9 protein-coding genes, 1 tRNA gene and 1 pseudogene are annotated in these 17,408 nt (G+C 70.3%); 10 read left to right on the top strand and 1 reads right to left on the bottom strand.

Annotation, left to right across the window (positions count from 1 at the left end):
- Window positions 1–281: 281 nt before the first annotated feature.
- The 9 genes from ABZ707_RS20020 (at window position 282) to ABZ707_RS19980 (ending at window position 15,592) form a co-directional block, all read left to right on the top strand.
- A complete protein-coding gene (locus ABZ707_RS20020) occupies window positions 282–2,681 on the top strand; it encodes a sodium-translocating pyrophosphatase (RefSeq protein WP_360176347.1) in 2,400 nt (799 codons plus the stop codon).
- 300 nt (window positions 2,682–2,981) lie between these two features.
- On the top strand, window positions 2,982–3,578 hold the full coding sequence (locus ABZ707_RS20015; protein ID WP_360176344.1) for a small secreted protein: 597 nt from the start codon (window positions 2,982–2,984) through the stop codon (window positions 3,576–3,578).
- 170 nt (window positions 3,579–3,748) lie between these two features.
- Entirely contained in the window at window positions 3,749–5,254 is a 1,506-nt protein-coding gene (locus ABZ707_RS20010; RefSeq protein ID WP_360176339.1) for a methyltransferase, read from the top strand.
- Between the two features lie 140 nt (window positions 5,255–5,394).
- Entirely contained in the window at window positions 5,395–5,592 is a 198-nt protein-coding gene (locus ABZ707_RS20005) for a hypothetical protein (protein ID WP_319679803.1), read from the top strand.
- A gap of 375 nt (window positions 5,593–5,967) precedes the next feature.
- The gene (gene topA / locus ABZ707_RS20000) at window positions 5,968–8,811 is read left to right on the top strand and encodes a type I DNA topoisomerase (RefSeq protein WP_360176336.1); all 2,844 of its coding nucleotides are present in this window, start codon (window positions 5,968–5,970) and stop codon (window positions 8,809–8,811) included.
- Window positions 8,812–9,012: 201 nt separating this feature from the next.
- Window positions 9,013–12,354, top strand: coding sequence for a dTMP kinase (gene tmk, locus ABZ707_RS19995; protein WP_360176333.1), 3,342 nt, complete (start codon window positions 9,013–9,015; stop codon window positions 12,352–12,354).
- Window positions 12,355–12,569: 215 nt separating this feature from the next.
- Complete coding sequence (locus ABZ707_RS19990; RefSeq protein WP_360176330.1) at window positions 12,570–13,775, top strand: DNA polymerase III subunit delta'; 1,206 nt, start codon at window positions 12,570–12,572, stop codon at window positions 13,773–13,775.
- A 92-nt stretch (window positions 13,776–13,867) separates the two neighbouring features.
- Window positions 13,868–15,421 carry an alpha/beta hydrolase gene (locus ABZ707_RS19985; protein ID WP_360176327.1) on the top strand — a complete coding sequence of 518 codons (1,554 nt, stop codon included), beginning with the start codon at window positions 13,868–13,870 and terminating at the stop codon, window positions 15,419–15,421.
- A 97-nt stretch (window positions 15,422–15,518) separates the two neighbouring features.
- Window positions 15,519–15,592 (top strand) — tRNA-Thr (locus tag ABZ707_RS19980).
- Window positions 15,593–16,023: 431 nt separating this feature from the next.
- Here the strand turns inward: ABZ707_RS19980 and ABZ707_RS19975 are convergent.
- Window positions 16,024–16,492: pseudogene (locus ABZ707_RS19975) on the bottom strand (transposase); the annotation flags it as partial.
- Window positions 16,493–16,774: 282 nt separating this feature from the next.
- Here ABZ707_RS19975 and ABZ707_RS19970 point away from each other — a divergent pair.
- On the top strand, window positions 16,775–17,269 hold the full coding sequence (locus ABZ707_RS19970) for a sigma-70 family RNA polymerase sigma factor (RefSeq protein WP_360176324.1): 495 nt from the start codon (window positions 16,775–16,777) through the stop codon (window positions 17,267–17,269).
- Window positions 17,270–17,408 lie beyond the last annotated feature (139 nt).

Genomic DNA, 17,408 nt, shown 5'->3' with positions numbered 1-17,408 from the left:
CCGTCGGGATCACCCGGTCGGCCTCCGAACGGCTGATCCAGTCTTGTGGAAGACCCTGCTGAGCAGGGTCTTTCTTATTTCCTCCGGAAGATTTTCCGCGTAATCAAAATGTTTATCGCATTACTCATTCTGGGATTGCCCCGGGGTGATTTTCGCCGTGCGATCATTTCCTGTCGATAAAGTCGATAAATAGGGGCAAGCGCATGTGGCGTGCCCGGTTCTGATCAGGTTCGACTCCCTACAATCCGTCCATCTTGAGCGCTCAGCATCAAGGAGGACGAATGGCGGGACACTTCCATCCACGGCTTTCCGGCCACTCCACGTCTCTCGCGGCCGCGATACTCACCGACACCAACCGGCTGATCGTGATCGTGGTGGCGGTGATCGCGCTGGCGGCGCTGTTCGTGGCCCAGCTCCTGGTGCGCCAGGTGCTGGCGGCCGGCGAGGGCACCGATTCCATGAAGGAGATCGCCGCGGCCGTACAGGAGGGGGCGAATGCCTATCTGGCCCGGCAACTGCGCACTCTCGGCGTCTTCGCCGTCGTGGTGTTCTTCCTGCTGATGCTGTTGCCGGCCGACAACTGGTCGGAGCGGGCCGGACGTTCGCTGTTCTTCCTGGCGGGCGCGGTCTTCTCGGCGGCCACCGGTTATTTCGGCATGCGTCTTGCCGTGCGCAGCAATGTGCGGGTCGCGGCGGCCGCCCGCGAAGCGACGCCGGCCGATGGCCGGCCCGAAAAGGATCTGACCGCCGTTTCGCACAAGGCCACGAAGATCGCCTTCCGTACGGGCGGCGTGGTCGGCATGTTCACGGTGGGCCTCGGGCTGCTCGGCGCCTCCTGCGTGGTGCTCGCCTACGCCGCCGACGCGCCCAAGGTCCTGGAGGGCTTCGGCCTGGGCGCCGCGCTGATCGCCATGTTCATGCGGGTCGGCGGCGGCATCTTCACCAAGGCCGCCGATGTCGGCGCGGACCTGGTCGGCAAGGTCGAGAAGGGCATCCCCGAGGACGACCCGCGCAACGCCGCGACCATCGCCGACAACGTGGGAGACAACGTCGGTGACTGCGCGGGCATGGCGGCCGACCTCTTCGAGTCGTACGCGGTGACGCTCGTCGCCGCGCTCATCCTCGGCACGGCGGCGTTCGGGAACTACGGACTGGCCTTCCCGCTGATCGTTCCCGCGATCGGTGTGATCACCGCGATGATCGGCATCTTCGCGGTGGCCCCGCGGCGCGCCGACCGGAGCGGGATGAGCGCCATCAACCGCGGCTTCTTCATCTCCGCCGTGATCTCGCTCGCCCTGGTCGCCGTGGCGGCCTTCGTCTATCTGCCGTCCTCGTACGCCCAACTGGATGGGGTCGGGGAGGAGTCGATCCTCACCCACAGCGGCGATCCGAGGGTGCTGGCGCTGGTCGCGGTCGCCATCGGCATTGTGCTGGCGGCCCTGATCCAGCAGCTCACCGGCTACTTCACCGAGACCACCCGGCGTCCCGTCAGGGACATCGGCAGGTCCGCTCTGACCGGCCCCGCCACCGTAGTGCTCGCGGGCATCGCCATCGGCCTGGAGTCCGCCGTCTACACCGCCCTGCTGATCGGTCTCGCGGTGTACGGCGCCTTTCTGCTCGGCGGTACCTCGATCATGCTCGCTCTCTTCGCGGTGGCCCTCGCGGGCACCGGTCTGCTCACCACCGTCGGTGTCATCGTCGCCATGGACACCTTCGGCCCGGTCGCGGACAACGCTCAGGGCATCGCGGAGATGTCCGGTGATGTCCGGGGCGCCGGCGCCCAGGTGCTCACCGATCTCGACGCCGTCGGCAACACCACGAAGGCCATCACCAAGGGCATCGCCATCGCCACGGCCGTGCTCGCCGCGGCGGCGCTCTTCGGCTCCTACCGCGACGCCATCGCCACAGCCGTCGCCGATGTGGGCGCCGGGGCGGACGAGCTGACCCTCAGTCTGGACATCTCCCAGCCGAACAATCTGGTGGGGCTGATCCTCGGCGCCGCGGTCGTCTTCCTCTTCTCCGGGCTCGCGATCAACGCGGTGTCGCGGTCGGCCGGCTCGGTGGTCTACGAGGTGCGGCGGCAGTTCCGCGAGCACCCCGGGATCATGGACTACACCGAGAAACCGGAGTACGGCCGCGTGGTCGACATCTGCACCAAGGACGCCCTGCGCGAGCTGGCCACCCCGGGGCTGCTCGCCGTCCTCACCCCCATCGCCGTGGGCTTCGCACTCGGTGTCGGCGCCCTCGGGTCGTTCCTGGCCGGCGCGATCGGGACCGGCACCCTGATGGCCGTCTTCCTCGCCAACTCCGGCGGAGCCTGGGACAACGCCAAGAAGCTCGTCGAGGACGGCAGGCACGGCGGCAAGGGCAGCGAGGCACACGCGGCGACGATCATCGGTGACACCGTGGGCGACCCGTTCAAGGACACGGCCGGTCCCGCGATCAATCCGCTGCTCAAGGTCATGAACCTGGTGGCGCTGCTGATCGCGCCCGCCGTCGTGCGGTTCAGCTACGGGGACGACGCCGATGCCGGCATCCGCGCACTGGTCGCGGCGCTCGCCCTCCTGGTCGTCGTCGGGGCGGTGTACAGCTCCAAACGCCGCTCGGTCACGGTGGACGGCGGCGGAGACGATTCCGGCGACGGGACGGAGAAGTCGCCCGATCCGGTGGTGGCCCCATGACACCGCGTCAGGGGCCCCGGCGCGGGAGCCCGATCGAGTGATCAACAGCTCATCCTCCCTGACCCATGGCCGGCCGGACCGGGACCTGGGGGGCCTGAGCGGGCGTACGACGCGGAGCGGCTCGCCGTACGCCCTGCCTGCTCGCGGGACCCCCGGCGAGCCGGAACCTGAGCGGGCGTGAGGTGTCTCTCCCTTGGTGCAAATGGCTGCAATAGCCAGTAAATTGGACGTATGGCACACGGTTGTCGCCCGCTTGCCGTGTAAGTTCCGGGGCCGAGAGCCTTGGAAGGGACCAATCCGGTGAACAAGAAGCTTGTGGCCGCGCTGTCCGGCGGTGCGGTACTGCTCATGGCGCTGTCCGGCTGCAGTAGTGACGACAGCAACAGCAAGGTGAACGACTGGGCCAAGAAGGTCTGCGACCAGGTTCAGCCCCAGCTGACGAAGATCGCGGACGCCAACACCTCCATCCAGCAGGCGACCTCGGACAGCAGCCAGCCCGCTGATGTCCAGAAGACCGACGCAGCGGCCTTCCAGTCCATCTCCGACGCCTACAGGTCGCTGGGCTCGGCTGTGAGCAGCGCGGGCCCACCGCCCGTGAGCGACGGCGAGACGACCCAGCAGGAGGCCGTCAAGGAGCTCAACTCCACCTCGGCGGCGTACGCGGACCTCAGGAAGAAGGTCGACGCGCTCGACACCAAGGACCAGGCGGACTTCGCCGACGGTCTCAAGGGTGTCGCGGACGAACTGGACAAGCTCAGCAGGAGCGGCGATCAGGCGCTGCGGAAGCTCCAGTCCGGTGACGTCGGCAAGGCGATGTCGAAGCAGCCCGGCTGCCAGAAGCAGTCACCGACGGCGGGCGGGTCGACCGCCTCGCCGGCGGGCGGCAGCGGGTCGTGACGGGCTCGGCAGGACGCGGCGGCTCCCCGTCGTAAACCTCTGCCGTCGCCCGGCACGGCGACCCACGGCATCCGCTCACGGACGCTCTCGAACGCGGCTCTGTGGCCCGGTCCCCCGAACGGAGGGCCGGGCCGCAGGCCGTTGTCGGTGGGAGCCGCCACAATGGGCGGGTGAGTACGACCAGTCTTCCCACGCCCGACCACTCGCCCCGGCTCCGTGCGGCCCTGCTCGCAGCGGACTTCACCGCGGACGGCCTGCTCGATCTGCTCGGCGCGCCCGCCTACGCCGCGCTGGCCCGCAGCGAGACCGTGCCCGCGCTGCGCGCCACCCGCGGCGACACACCGCTCGAAACGCTCGTACGGCTGTTTCTGCTCCAGCGGCCCGTCCCCCGGGAGCGGGCGGCGGTGGCGCTGCCGCTGGACGAGGCGCTGGCCGGCGGCTGGGTCGTGGAGGCCGCCGGGGAGGTCCGCGCGACGGTGGACGTGCGCCCGTACGGCGGGCCCGAGGGCCAGGACTGGTTCGTCGTCTCCGACCTGGGCCTCGCCGTCGGCGGTGCCGGAGGCGCGAGCGGACACGACGAGGGGGTGGTGCTCGGGGTCGGCGGGGCCTCGACGACCCTGGCCGGGATCACCGTGCGCACGCCCGTCGGGACGGCGCTCGATCTCGGCACCGGATCCGGTATCCAGGCGCTGCACGCCTCCCAGTACGCGACGCGGGTCACCGCGACCGATCTGAACCCGCGGGCGCTCGCCTTCACCCGGCTGACGCTGGCGCTCTCCGGCGCGCCCGCGGCGGAGCTGCTGGAGGGGTCGCTCTTCGAACCGGTCGGGGACGAGACGTACGACCTGATCGTCTCCAACCCACCGTTCGTCATCTCGCCCGGCGTGCGGCTCACGTACCGGGACGGCGGAATGGGCGGGGACGATCTGTGCCGGACGCTCGTTCAGCAGGCGGGGGAGCGGCTCAACACCGGCGGGTTCGCCCAGTTGCTCGCCAACTGGCAGCACGTGGAGGGGGAGGACTGGCAGCAGCGGCTGCGCTCATGGGTGCCGAACGGCTGCGACGCCTGGATCGTCCAGCGCGAAGTCCAGGACGTGACGCAGTACGCCGAGCTGTGGCTGCGTGACAGCGGCGATCACCGGACCGGCCCGGAGGAGTACGCGGCACGGTACGACGCGTGGCTGGACGAGTTCGAGGCCCGGAAGACCAAGGCGGTCGGCTTCGGCTGGATCACGCTCAGGAAGTCGGGGACGGAGCAGCCGTCGATCGTCGTGGAGGAGTGGCCGCACCCGGTGGAGCAGCCGCTCGGCGACACGGTCCGGGCGCACTTCGAGCGGCAGGATTATCTGCGGACGCATGACGACGCCGCGCTCCTCGCCGACCATTTCGTGCTGGCTCCTGAGGTCGTCCAGGAGCAGGTCGGACTGCCGGGCGCGGAGGACCCCGAGCATGTCCTGCTGCGGCAGAACCGCGGCATGCGCCGGGCCACCAAGGTCGACACGGTCGGGGCCGGGTTCGCGGGGGTCTGTGACGGGACACTCAGCGCCGGACGGATCCTCGACGCCATCGGCCAACTCGTCGGGGAGGACCCGGTGCTGCTCCGGGACCGTACGCCCCAGGCGATCCGGACGCTGGTGGAGGAGGGCTTCCTGGAGCCCGCGCCGGGCCCGCGGTGACCGCCGGCCGGGCGTATGCGGGGAACCCGCGCCCGGCGTTCACCCGGAATTCGTGCCCGTGATGCCCCGGGGTGCCAGCCTCGGTCTCCTGAGTCCTCGGCGCCGCGCTTCGGGCGCCACGGAATGAACGAGGTACGGGCATGGAGAGCGGGCCGGCGGTCTTCGTGGGGACGGCTTTCACGCTGTTCGGCGCCGGGCTGCTGCTGTGGACGGCGGTACGCCTGCTGCACCGCGCGCCGGTGGCCCACGGAGTGCGGCCGGCGGCGTCCATCACACTCGCGACACTCTCGGGCGTGGTCTTTCTCGCCCTCGGCGTGTGGTGTTTCGGCCGTATCTGATCCAGACTTTCCGCCGTCCGACCGGAACCCGCGGCACATGATCGATTCGAGCCCGCACCCGGCGGCGTCAGCCCGTCGGACCTGCACCGGACGCCTCGCGGGGCCTCGCTGAATGACCGCCTCCGCACCCCTCCGCGGAACCGCGGGCGGCCCGGCCCGACGCGGCGGGCTCGGGGGTCCGGGCGGCAGGAGTGCCTGGAGTCGGGTTACCGTTCGAGTGGCCGTTGCGGGCTTTTGCCGTTTGACACGGGGGCGGGTTGTACCGTCACACTCCGCAGCGAAGCAGCGTCACCGCTGGGCCGTACCAGGCCCGCGTGCCGTTCTGCCGTACTGCCGTACGGGCCCATCGAGCGTCGACCGGAGAGAAGAGCGAAGTTGTCCCCGACCAGCGAGACCGCACACGGCGGCCGCCGACTCGTCATCGTCGAGTCGCCCGCCAAGGCGAAGACGATCAAGGGCTACCTCGGCCCTGGCTATGTCGTCGAGGCGAGCGTCGGGCACATCCGCGACCTCCCGAACGGCGCCGCAGAGGTGCCGGAGAAGTACACCGGCGAGGTGCGCCGCCTCGGTGTGGACGTCGAACACGACTTCCAGCCGATCTATGTCGTCAACGCCGACAAGAAGGCCCAGGTCAGAAAGCTCAAGGAACTGCTGGCCGAATCCGACGAGCTCTACCTCGCCACCGATGAGGACCGCGAGGGCGAGGCCATCGCCTGGCATCTGCAGGAAGTCCTCAAGCCCAAGGTCCCGGTCCACCGGATGGTCTTCCACGAGATCACCAAGGACGCGATCAGGGCCGCCGTCGCCAATCCGCGTGAGCTCAACACGCGCATGGTCGACGCCCAGGAGACGCGCCGTATCCTCGACCGGCTGTACGGCTACGAGGTCTCGCCGGTCCTGTGGAAGAAGGTCATGCGCGGCCTCTCCGCCGGCCGCGTCCAGTCCGTCGCCACCCGTCTTGTCGTCGAGCGGGAGCGCGAGCGCATCGCCTTCAGCTCCGCCGAGTACTGGGACCTGACGGGCACGTTCTCCACCGGCCGCGCCGGTGACGCCTCCGACCCGTCCTCGCTGGCCGCCCGGCTGAGCGCCGTCGACGGCCGCCGTGTCGCCCAGGGCCGTGACTTCGGCCCGGACGGCCGGATCAAGTCCGACCAGGTGCTCCACCTGGACGAGGCGAACGCACGGGCACTCGCCGCCGCTCTGGAGAACGCCTCCTTCTCCGTCCGCTCGGTCGAGTCCAAGCCGTACCGCCGCTCGCCGTACGCTCCCTTCCGCACGACGACCCTCCAGCAGGAGGCGTCGCGCAAGCTGGGCTTCGGGGCGAAGTCCACGATGCAGGTCGCGCAGAAGCTGTACGAGAACGGCTTCATCACCTATATGCGCACCGACTCGACGACCCTCTCCGACACCGCTGTCTCCGCCGCCCGGGCGCAGGTCACGCAGTTGTACGGGGCGAGCTATCTGCCGGACAAGCCGCGCACGTACGCCGGGAAGGTCAAGAACGCCCAGGAGGCGCACGAGGCGATCCGTCCTTCGGGTGATCGTTTCCGCACTCCGGCGGAGACCGGACTGACGGGCGACCAGTTCAAGCTCTATGAGCTGATCTGGAAGCGGACCGTCGCTTCCCAGATGAAGGACGCGGTCGGCAACAGCGTCACCGTCAAGATCGGCGGTCGCTCCTCCGACGGCCGGGACGCGGAATTCTCCGCCTCGGGCAAGACGATCACCTTCCACGGCTTCATGAAGGCGTATGTCGAGGGCGCGGACGACCCGAACGCCGAGCTGGACGACCGCGAGCGCAGACTTCCGCAGGTCACCGAGGGCGATGCCCTCTCCGCCGAGGAGCTCTCGGTGGACGGCCACGCGACCAAGCCGCCGGCCCGCTACACCGAGGCCTCGCTGGTCAAGGAGCTGGAAGAGCGCGAGATCGGCCGTCCGTCGACCTATGCCTCCATCATCGGCACCATTCTCGACCGCGGTTATGTCTTCAAGAAGGGCACGGCACTCGTCCCGTCCTTCCTCTCCTTCGCCGTGGTCAATCTGCTGGAGACGCACTTCGGCCGGCTGGTCGACTACGACTTCACGGCCAAGATGGAAGACGATCTCGACCGGATCGCCCAGGGCGAGGCCCAGGCCGTGCCGTGGCTCAAGCGCTTCTACTTCGGCGAGGGCGACGACAGGGCGGGCGCCGCGGCGGGCGCCGGAAACGGTGACGGCGACCACCTCGGCGGCCTCAAGGAACTGGTCACGGACCTGGGGGCGATCGACGCCCGCGAGATCTCGTCGTTCCCCGTCGGGGACGGCATCATGCTGCGTGTCGGCCGGTACGGCCCCTATGTGGAGCGCGGCGAGAAGGACCAGGAGGGCCACCAGCGCGCCGATGTGCCGGAGGACCTGGCGCCCGACGAGCTCACGGTCGGATATGCCGAAGAGCTGCTGGCCAAGCCGAGCGGCGACTTCGAACTGGGCGCGGACCCCGCGACCGGCCACCAGATCGTCGCCAAGGACGGCCGCTACGGGCCGTATGTCACGGAGATCCTGCCGGACGGCACTCCGAAGACCGGTAAGAACGCGGTCAAGCCGCGTACCGCGTCCCTCTTCAAATCCATGTCCCTGGACACCGTCACCCTCGAAGACGCCCTCCGGCTGATGTCGCTGCCCCGGGTCGTCGGCGTGGACGCCGAGGGCGTCGAGATCACCGCGCAGAACGGCCGGTACGGCCCGTATCTGAAGAAGGGCACGGACTCCCGTTCGCTGGAGACCGAGGACCAGCTCTTCAACATCACGCTGGACGAGGCGCTGGCGATCTACGCGCAGCCCAAGCAGCGCGGCCGGGCCGCGGCCAAGCCGCCGCTGAAGGAACTGGGCACGGACCCGGTGAGTGAGCGCCCGGTCGTCGTGAAGGACGGCCGCTTCGGCCCGTATGTCACGGACGGGGAGACGAACGCGACGCTGCGGACCGACGACAGCGTCGAGGCGATCACTCCCGAGCGCGGTTACGAGCTGCTCGCGGAGAAGCGCGCGAAGGGCCCGGCGAAGAAGACGGCCAAGAAGGCCGTGAAGAAGGCGCCTGCCAAGAAGGCCCCGGCGAAGAAGGCGACGACGGCCAAGAAGACCGCCGCCAAGAAGACGACCACGGCCAAGGCGACAGCGGCGAAGACGACGGCGGCCAAGAAGACTGCGGCCAAGACGGCGGCTTCGGCGAAGGCCGACCAGTGAGGCCGGGCCCCCGGTGATCGCGGGGGCTCTGTTATGCCGTCCGACCTGGGAAGAGCGCCCGGTGCACACCGGCCGGTAGGGGGGCCGGGGCCCCTGCGCGGCGGCCCTGTCACGGCCCGGCCCCGTCCGCCTCGGGCGTCGCACGCCCGTATGTTCGGACGGGGTATCCAGGGAGTCAGTGGCTCCGGATAGGCTGGGCGGATGACGCGAGCCGAGCAGCCAACGGTCGTGAGCCCCACCTCCGACTCCGACGCACTTGCCGCAGACTCACGAGAGCGTGCCGTGCGGTCCTTGTTGCGCCTTCCTCCGCTTCGGCGGCTGTGGGGCGCCCAGTTCGCCGGCGGTGTCGGCGACGTACTCGCCGTTCTCGTGCTTCTGCTGTTGTCGTTGCAGGCGGCGATCGCTGAGGGCTCGTTCGGTCCTGGATACAGAGGAGCGGCGTTCGCCGTCGCCGCTGTGTTCGGCGCCCGGATCCTTGCCACCGCGCTCTTCGGAGTCGCCCTCCACGGTCCGCTGACCTCACTGATCACACCCGGCACCGGAGCCGGGAAACCGGTGGCCACCGGGACCGGCGAGGAGAGCGCCTCCCGGCCGGCGGGCGACACGGAGTCCCCGTCCGGGGCCGGCACCTCCGGGGCTTCCCGGGTGCGCAAGGCCCCCAGGAAGCCCGCCGGGGACGGCGGCCCGCTGGACCGCCGCTGGACGATGATCGTCTCGGACGTGCTCCGCCTCGGCCTGCTGCTGGTCGCGCCGCTCTGGCTGGCCTGGACCCCCGGCAACGCCCTGCCGATCCTGCTCAGCACGGTCTTCGTCGCCGGCGTCGCCGAGCGCTTCTGGACGGTCGCCAAGGACAGCGCGGCTCCCGCCCTGCTTCCGGCGCCCCCGCTGGAGGGCGCAGCGGTACGCCCGCTGCCGGACCACCTGGACGCGCTGCGCCGGCTCTCCCTCCGTACGGCCTTCGTGGCCGTCCCCGTCGCGGCCGTGATCCTGCTTGTCGCCACGCTGATCAGCAACCTCCTCGGCACGGGCATCGAATGGTTCTCGCTGCACCAGGCCGCTCTCGGCTCGTATGTCGCGGCCGGACTGTTCGCCGCGTCCGTGTCCACCCTGTACTTCCTCGAACTGCCCGGCGGCCCGACGCCCCGCCCGCGTTCGCCGCTCGCCGGCCTGCGCCGTCCGTCCGCCCGTGAGGCGGGCCGCGAGGGTCAGGACAAGGGGCGTACGGGCGCGGTGCCGCTGTTCGTTCTCGCCTGCGCCGCGATCGCCGCGGCGATCGCCTCCGCCGTGGCCGTCTCCGTACTCCAGGCGAAGGACCTCGGCGGCGGCCCCGTCGCCTTCGCCCTGCTGGTCCTCGCGCTGACCGGCGGCACCGGGCTCGGCATCCGTGGCGCCGCGAAGGTGCTGCCCGCACTCTCCCGCCGCCGTCTGTTCGTGCTGGCGATCGCGCTCACCGGTATCGCGCTGCTCGCGATGGGCCTCGTACCGGACACGGCGACGGTGCTGTTCCTCGCGCTGTTCGCCGGCTTCGCGGCCGGTGTCGCGGCGAACACCGGACACACCCTTGTCGACCTGGAGACCGAGGAGTACGGCCGGAGCCGCGTCACCGAACACCTCCAGGCCGTCGTCAGGGTCTTTGTCGCACTCGGCGTGGTCGTCGCCCCGCTCCTCGCCGCCGCCATCGGCCCGCACCGCCTCGCCAACGGCGAGTTCGTCTTCGCCCACGACGGGGCGGCCTTCACGCTGATGCTGGTGGGCGCGCTGCTGCTGCCCGTCGCGGCCGTCGTCCTCGCCAAGACGGACGACCGGTCCGGCGTGCCGCTCCGCCGCGACCTGCGGGACGCCCTGCGCGGCGGCGCCGACCCCGCGCAGACCGCGACAGCCACCGGCTTCTTCCTCGCGATAGAAGGCGGCGACGGCGCCGGCAAGTCCACACAGGTCGAGGCGCTCGCCGACTGGATCCGCGCCAAGGGCCACGAGGTCGTGGTCACCAGGGAGCCGGGCGCCACCCCGGTCGGCAAGCGGCTCCGCTCGATCCTGCTGGACGTGTCGAGCGCGGGCCTGTCGAACCGCGCCGAGGCACTCCTGTACGCCGCCGACCGCGCCGAACATGTCGACTCGGTCGTACGCCCCGCCCTGGAGCGCGGAGCGATCGTCATCTCGGACCGCTACATCGACTCGTCCGTCGCCTATCAGGGCGCGGGCCGTGATCTGTCGCCGACCGAGATCGCCCGGATCTCGCGCTGGGCGACGGACGGTCTCGTGCCCCACCTCACGGTGCTGCTCGATGTCTCGCCGGAGACCGCGCGCGAGCGCTTCACGGAGGCTCCGGACCGACTGGAGTCCGAGCCCGCCGAATTCCACCAGCGGGTACGGTCCGGCTTCCTGACCCTCGCCGCCGCCGACCCCGGCCGTTATCTCGTCGTGGACGGCGGCCAGGAACCGGAGTCGGTCACCAGGGTCGTACGGCACCGGCTCGACCGGATGCTGCCGCTCTCCGAGGCCGAGGTGAAGGCCCGGGAGGAGGCGCGGAAGGCCGCCATCGAGGAGGCCCGCCGCAAGGCCGAGGAAGAGGCCGCGCGCAAGGCCGAGGAGGAGCGGCTGGAGCGCGAGCGCCAGGCGCAGCTCGCCAAGCTCCGCGCCGACGAGGAGGAGCGCAAGCGCCGCGAGCTGGAGGAGGAGCGGCAGCGCGAGGCCGAACGCCAGGCGGAGGAGGCCAGGCGGCAGGCCGAGGAAGCGCGCAGGAAGGCCGAGGAGGAGCGCAGGCGCCGCGAGGCCGAGGAAGCGGCGAAGCAGGCGGAGCAGGAGCGTCTCAAGCGGCAGGCCCAGGAAGAGGCCAGGCTGCGGGTGGAGGCGGCGGAGCGACGCCGCGAGAAGCAGCGCAAGGCGGAGGAGGCGCTGCTCCGGGCCGAGGAGACGCGCCGTCTCGCGGAGGAGTCGGCCGCCGCCGCTCCGGCGGCCCCGGCCGTCTCGCCGAACGAGATCACCATGCCCACCCGGCTCGTCAAGGAGCCCCTCGCCGCTCCGGACGATGTGACCCAGCAGGTCCCGGCGGTACGCCCCGCGGAGCCGCGCCCGCCCGCCGGGCCCGACGCGGACGAGACGGCCGTCATCCCGCAGGTGACCGACCCGGCGGTCGACGAGACGGCCGTGCTGCGGACGGTACGGGACGAGCCCCGGGACGCCGGGAACGCCCGGGACCCCAGGGAGACCTGGGACCGAGGGGAATCCGGCCGGGCCGACGAGCCCCGGGAGGCCCGCGCTGTCGACGAGACCGCCGTCCTGCCGCCCGTACGGGACGCCGATCCGGCCGACCGGGTGCCCGGGGACTTCTTCCGCAAGGACGAGCCGGCCCCGCCCGCGGAGGGCGGCAACGAGCGCACCCGTGAGCTGCCGCAGTTCGACCCGGAGCGCCCGTCCGACCGCCCGCGCCGCCGCTCGGACTGGGCGGAGGAGACTCCGCTGGACGACCTTCCGACCCTGGCGGACGAGTTGCTGGGCCCGCGCGACGACGGCGACGACAGCGAGGGCGGGCGCCGCCGCTAGGGCGTGTTCTCGCGGGCCCGGCAGGGCGGCCCGTCACTGTCAGGACGTGGCGTATGCACGCCGGTGGGGCCGGAGTGTCAGACTCCGGCCCCACAATTGAATCCGCGCGGGGGACTCCGCAGATCCACGCGCGGGAATGGGCGCGTCCGATTCCGGGCGATCGACATGCTCGATGCCAGGCGGACGACACTTCGGCACGGAGGCGGTGACGGCGCATGACCGTATGGGACGACCTGGTCGGGCAGGACCGGATTCAGGCGACGCTGTCCGCCGCCGCCCGGGACGCCGACGCCCGCGTCACCGCCGACGCCTCGGGTACCGCGTCGCCCGAGGCGTCGAAGATGACCCACGCCTGGCTCTTCACCGGACCGCCCGGCTCGGGGCGCTCCACCGCTGCCCGCGCCTTCGCCGCCGCGTTGCAGTGCACCAGTCCCGACCGTGCTCTCGGCGGGGAGCCGGGCTGCGGCTTCTGCGACGGCTGCCACACGAGCCTGATCGGTACGCACGCCGATGTCGAGGTGATCCGTACCGACCTGCTGTCCATCGGCGTCAAGGAGACCCGCGAGCTGGTCCGCCGCGCCCAGCTCTCACCGGCCGTCGGCCGCTGGCAGGTCATCGTGCTGGAGGACGCCGACCGGCTCACCGAGGGCGCCGGGAACGTCCTGCTGAAGGCGGTGGAGGAGCCCGCGCCCCGGACGGTCTGGCTGCTCTGCGCGCCCTCGCTGGAGGACGTCCTGCCCACGATCCGCTCCCGCTGCCGCCACCTCGTCCTGCGCACCCCGCCCGTGGAGGCCGTTGCCGACGTCCTCATCCGGCGCGACGGTATCGAGCCGGAAGCGGCCCACGCCGCCGCGCGCGCCACCCAGGGACACATCGGCAGAGCCCGCCGGCTGGCCACCGACGAACGGGCCCGTGCCCGCCGTGCCACCGTCCTCAAGATGCCCCTGCGCGTGGACGACATCGGTGGCTGCCTCAAGGCGGCGCAGGAGCTGATCGACGCCGCGGCGGAGGACGCCAAGCAGGTGGCCGAGGACGTCGACGTCAAGGAGACGGAGGACATGAAGGCCGCCCTCGGCGCCTCGGCGGGCGGGCGGATGCCGCGGGGCACCGCGGGTGCCATGAAGGAGCTGGCCGATCGTCAGAAACGGCGCTCCACCAGGACCCAGCGGGACAGCCTCGACCTCGCCCTCACCGATCTGACCGGCTTCTACCGCGATGTACTGGCGCTCCAGCTCGGGTCGCGGGTCGCGCTGGCCAACGGGGACGTACGGGACGCGCTGGACCGAGTCGCCCGTGCTTCGACCCCGGAGCGGACGCTGCGCCGGATAGAGGCGATCGCCGCCTGCCGCCAGGCGCTCGACCGCAATGTGGCGCCGCTGCTGGCGGTGGAGGCGATGGCGGTGTCGCTGCGGGCGGGCTGAATCCGCGCGGACCGCATGATTGGCTCGAATACGGACTCACCCGTACGAGTAAGGACAGGCCGTACACCTCGCCCGGCCGCTACGCTCCCTGGATGGACACCAGGCACCTGTTCCGTATCTCCGCCACCGCGCTCGTGGCGGCCGGTCTGCTGATCTCCGGCTGTAGCTCAGGCAGCCCGTCGTCCGAGGCGTCGGCTTCGAACTCCGCCTCCGGCTCGGGCTCGGCGGCGGTGGATCCGGCGGCCCTGAAGAAGTTCTACGGGCAGAAGCTCGCCTGGCGGGCATGCGGTGTCGCGGGTTTCCAGTGCGCCACGATGAAGGCCCCGCTCGACTACGCGAAACCGGACGGCACCCAGATCAAGCTGGCCGTCGCCCGGAAAAAGGCCACCGGCCCCGGCAAGCGGATCGGCTCCCTCCTTGTCAATCCGGGCGGCCCCGGCGGCTCCGCCGTCGGCTATCTCCAGGGATACGCGGGCATCGGCTACCCGGCCCCGGTCCGGGCCAGATACGACATGGTGGCCGTCGACCCGCGGGGCGTCGCCCGCAGTACGCCCGTCGAATGTCTCAGCGGCAAGGAGATGGACGCCTACACCCAGGTCGACCAGACGCCCGACGACAAGGCCGAGACCGACCGGCTCGCGACGTCCTTCAAGCGGTTCGCCCAGGGCTGTGAGAGGCGTTCCGGCGCGATCCTGCCGCATGTCTCCACGGTCGACGCGGCCCGTGACATGGACATCGCCCGAGGCGTGCTGGGCGACAAGAAGCTGTCCTACGTCGGTGCCTCGTACGGCACCTTCCTCGGCTCCACCTACGCCGAGCTGTTCCCCAAGCGCACCGGCCGTCTTGTCCTCGACGGAGCGATGGACCCCTCCCTCCCGGCCCGGACGCTCAACCGCGACCAGACCGCCGGCTTCGAGACCGCCTTCCGTTCCTTCGCCACGGACTGCGTCAAGCAGGCCGACTGCCCGCTCGGTACGGAGTCCGCCGCCGAGGTCTCGACCCGTATGAAGGCGTTCTTCGCAACCCTGGACGCCAAACCCGTCCCGACCGGCGAGAGCCGTGAACTGGGCGAGTCCCTCGCCACGACCGGCGTGATCGCCGCGATGTACGACGAATCGGCCTGGCCCCAGCTCCGCGGCGCCCTCACCAGCGCGATGGACGGCGACGGCGCCGGCCTGCTCGCTCTCGCCGACTCGTACTACGAGCGCGAGAGCAACGGCTCGTACGCGAACCTGATGTTCGCGAACTCCGCGGTGAACTGCCTGGACCTGCCGCCCGCCTTCGCGAACTCCGCCGAGGTCACCGCCGCGACCCCGTCCTTCGAGAAGGCGTCCCCGGTCTTCGGCAAGGGCCTCGCCTGGGCCTCCCTGAACTGCGCCTACTGGCCCACCAAGGCCACCGGCGCCCCGCACCGGATCGAGGCGAAGGGCGCGGCCCCGATCGTCGTCGTCGGCACCACCCGCGACCCGGCGACCCCCTACAAGTGGGCCCAGTCCCTGGCCCGCCAGCTCTCCTCCGGCACGCTCCTCACCTACGACGGCGACGGGCACACCGCCTACGGCCGAGGGAGCGACTGCATCGACACCGCCATCAACACCTATCTCCTGGAGGGCACCCCTCCAAAGGACGGCAAGAAGTGCTCCTGACCTGCGAGAAGCCCCTCGCGCCGAGGGTGTGCGGAGCACCCCCGGAAACTGTGTAGACTTGGCCGCGCTGCTGATCGCACCATGGTGCACACGGCACGCCGCCTTAGCTCAGTTGGCCAGAGCAACGCACTCGTAATGCGTAGGTCTCGGGTTCGAATCCCGAAGGCGGCTCGGAATGACCCCAGGACTCACTCGCCGTGACCTGGGGTTTTTTCATGCCCGGGGCATGACGCATGACACGGCCGGGGTGCCGCGAGATGGCTTGCGTGAGCGATGCGTGAGCGGTCCGCTCCGGTGCCCTACTTCTTCGGCTTCTTCCGCTTGCTCTTCTTCTTGGCCCTGGCCTCGGCTTTCGCCTTGTCCTTGGCTGTCTTGGCGGCCTTACGGGCCTCCTCCGCCTCGGTCTTCCGCTGAAGCGGGACCAGCCTGGCGGTGGCCTCGGCCGCGTTGCGGCATTTCGTCGATCGCGGCTTTCATCGCCTTGCGGCGGGCGCGGTTCTCCGCTCCCTTCCACGGCACGTTTCCCAACTCCTCGATCGCGGCTCGCCGCTGGGCGTTGTCCGGGTCTGTCAAACGAGCGGTGTAACTGGGGTTGTTGAGGGTTACTGGCGGGCTGCCGAGAGTCGGCCGTCGAAGGTGATGTCGAAGGCATTCAGGGCGGTCTTCCAGCGCATGGTCCAGCGGGCTGGCCCTTGCCGGTCGGGCCCAGCGACATGATCGCCATGGAGACGCACTCCGGCGCTGCCTGCTCGTTCGGGAAGTGGCCGCGGGCTTTCACCGCCCGTCGGATCCGTGCGTTCACGGACTCGATCGCGTTGGTGGTGCAGACGATGCGGCGGATCTCGGTGTCGAAGCGGAGGGAAGGAGTGAACTCCTCCCAGGCATTCTCCCAGAGCCGGACGATCACCGGATACTTCTTGCCCCACGCGTCGGCGAACTCCGCGAACCGCTCGAGTGCGGCTTCCTCGGTCGCCGCGGTGAGACGGGCTTGAGTACCTTCGCGATCTTGTCCCAGTCCTGGCGGGCGGCATGGCAGAAGAAATTCCGCAGCAGGTGGACCACGCAGGTCTGCCCGACGGTGCGGGGCACGATGAATTCGGAAGATCTCGCCGAGCCGGGCTACCCGGTTCCGCGAGATCTTCCGAACGATTCTTCCTGGTCCTTCAACACTCGCAACAGGTCGTGCGTATCCCCTGGTGAATATGTCTTCTCTGGGGTTGGGAGCACCATGGCAATCTGGCGCGGGAACGGATGGGGGTGACCGTGGCTGTAAGCGGTAGTCCCCTGCGGTGGTTGCGCCGGTCCGCCCGGCCGACGGGCTCGGAGCCTGCGGGACTGAGAACGGAGCGGGAAGTGCATGCCGCTTACCAGCTCTACGGCGGAGCGCTGTTCGGGTTCGCCTACAGGGCACTGGACGACCGGCAACTCGCCGAGGATGTGGTGCAAGAGACCTTCGTCCGCGCCTGGCGATCCCCCCGGGGCTTCGATCCGGACCAAGGCAGCATGCGGACCTGGCTGTTCGCCATCGCGCGCAACGGTGTTACGGACGCCATTCGGAGGCGCAAGGTTCGCGAGGCACCCGACTCGTCGTGGGATGCAGTGTCGGAGTCAGCTTCGGGGTTCGACCCGGTCGACCAGCTTCTTGAGCGGATTCAGCTGACGGAAGCCCTGGATCGGCTGAGCCCGCAGCACCGCGAGGCCGTCGTCGAGGTGTATTTCGGTGGCCGGACCTGCGCGGAGATCGGCGAGGAGCTGAACATCTCGGCTTCCACCATGCGTAGCCGGCTCTATTACGGCGTGCGCGCTCTGCGACTCATCCTGGAAGAGAACGGGTGGTTGGTGCAATGAATCAGGAATGTTTCTCTTTTCGGCCCCTGCTGACCGAGCGCCTGCTTCTCGGAATTCCCCTGACTGGGGAGTCGGCCTGGCATCTCGACCGGTGTGCAGAGTGCACTCGCGAGCTGTCCGAGTTCGGTGATGTGCTGCG

The organism is Streptomyces sp. NPDC006923 (assembly GCF_040635655.1).
Classification (GTDB): domain Bacteria; phylum Actinomycetota; class Actinomycetes; order Streptomycetales; family Streptomycetaceae; genus Streptomyces.
Note: the sequence above shows the minus strand (reverse complement) of the source record. Positions and strands in the feature narration are given on the sequence as shown.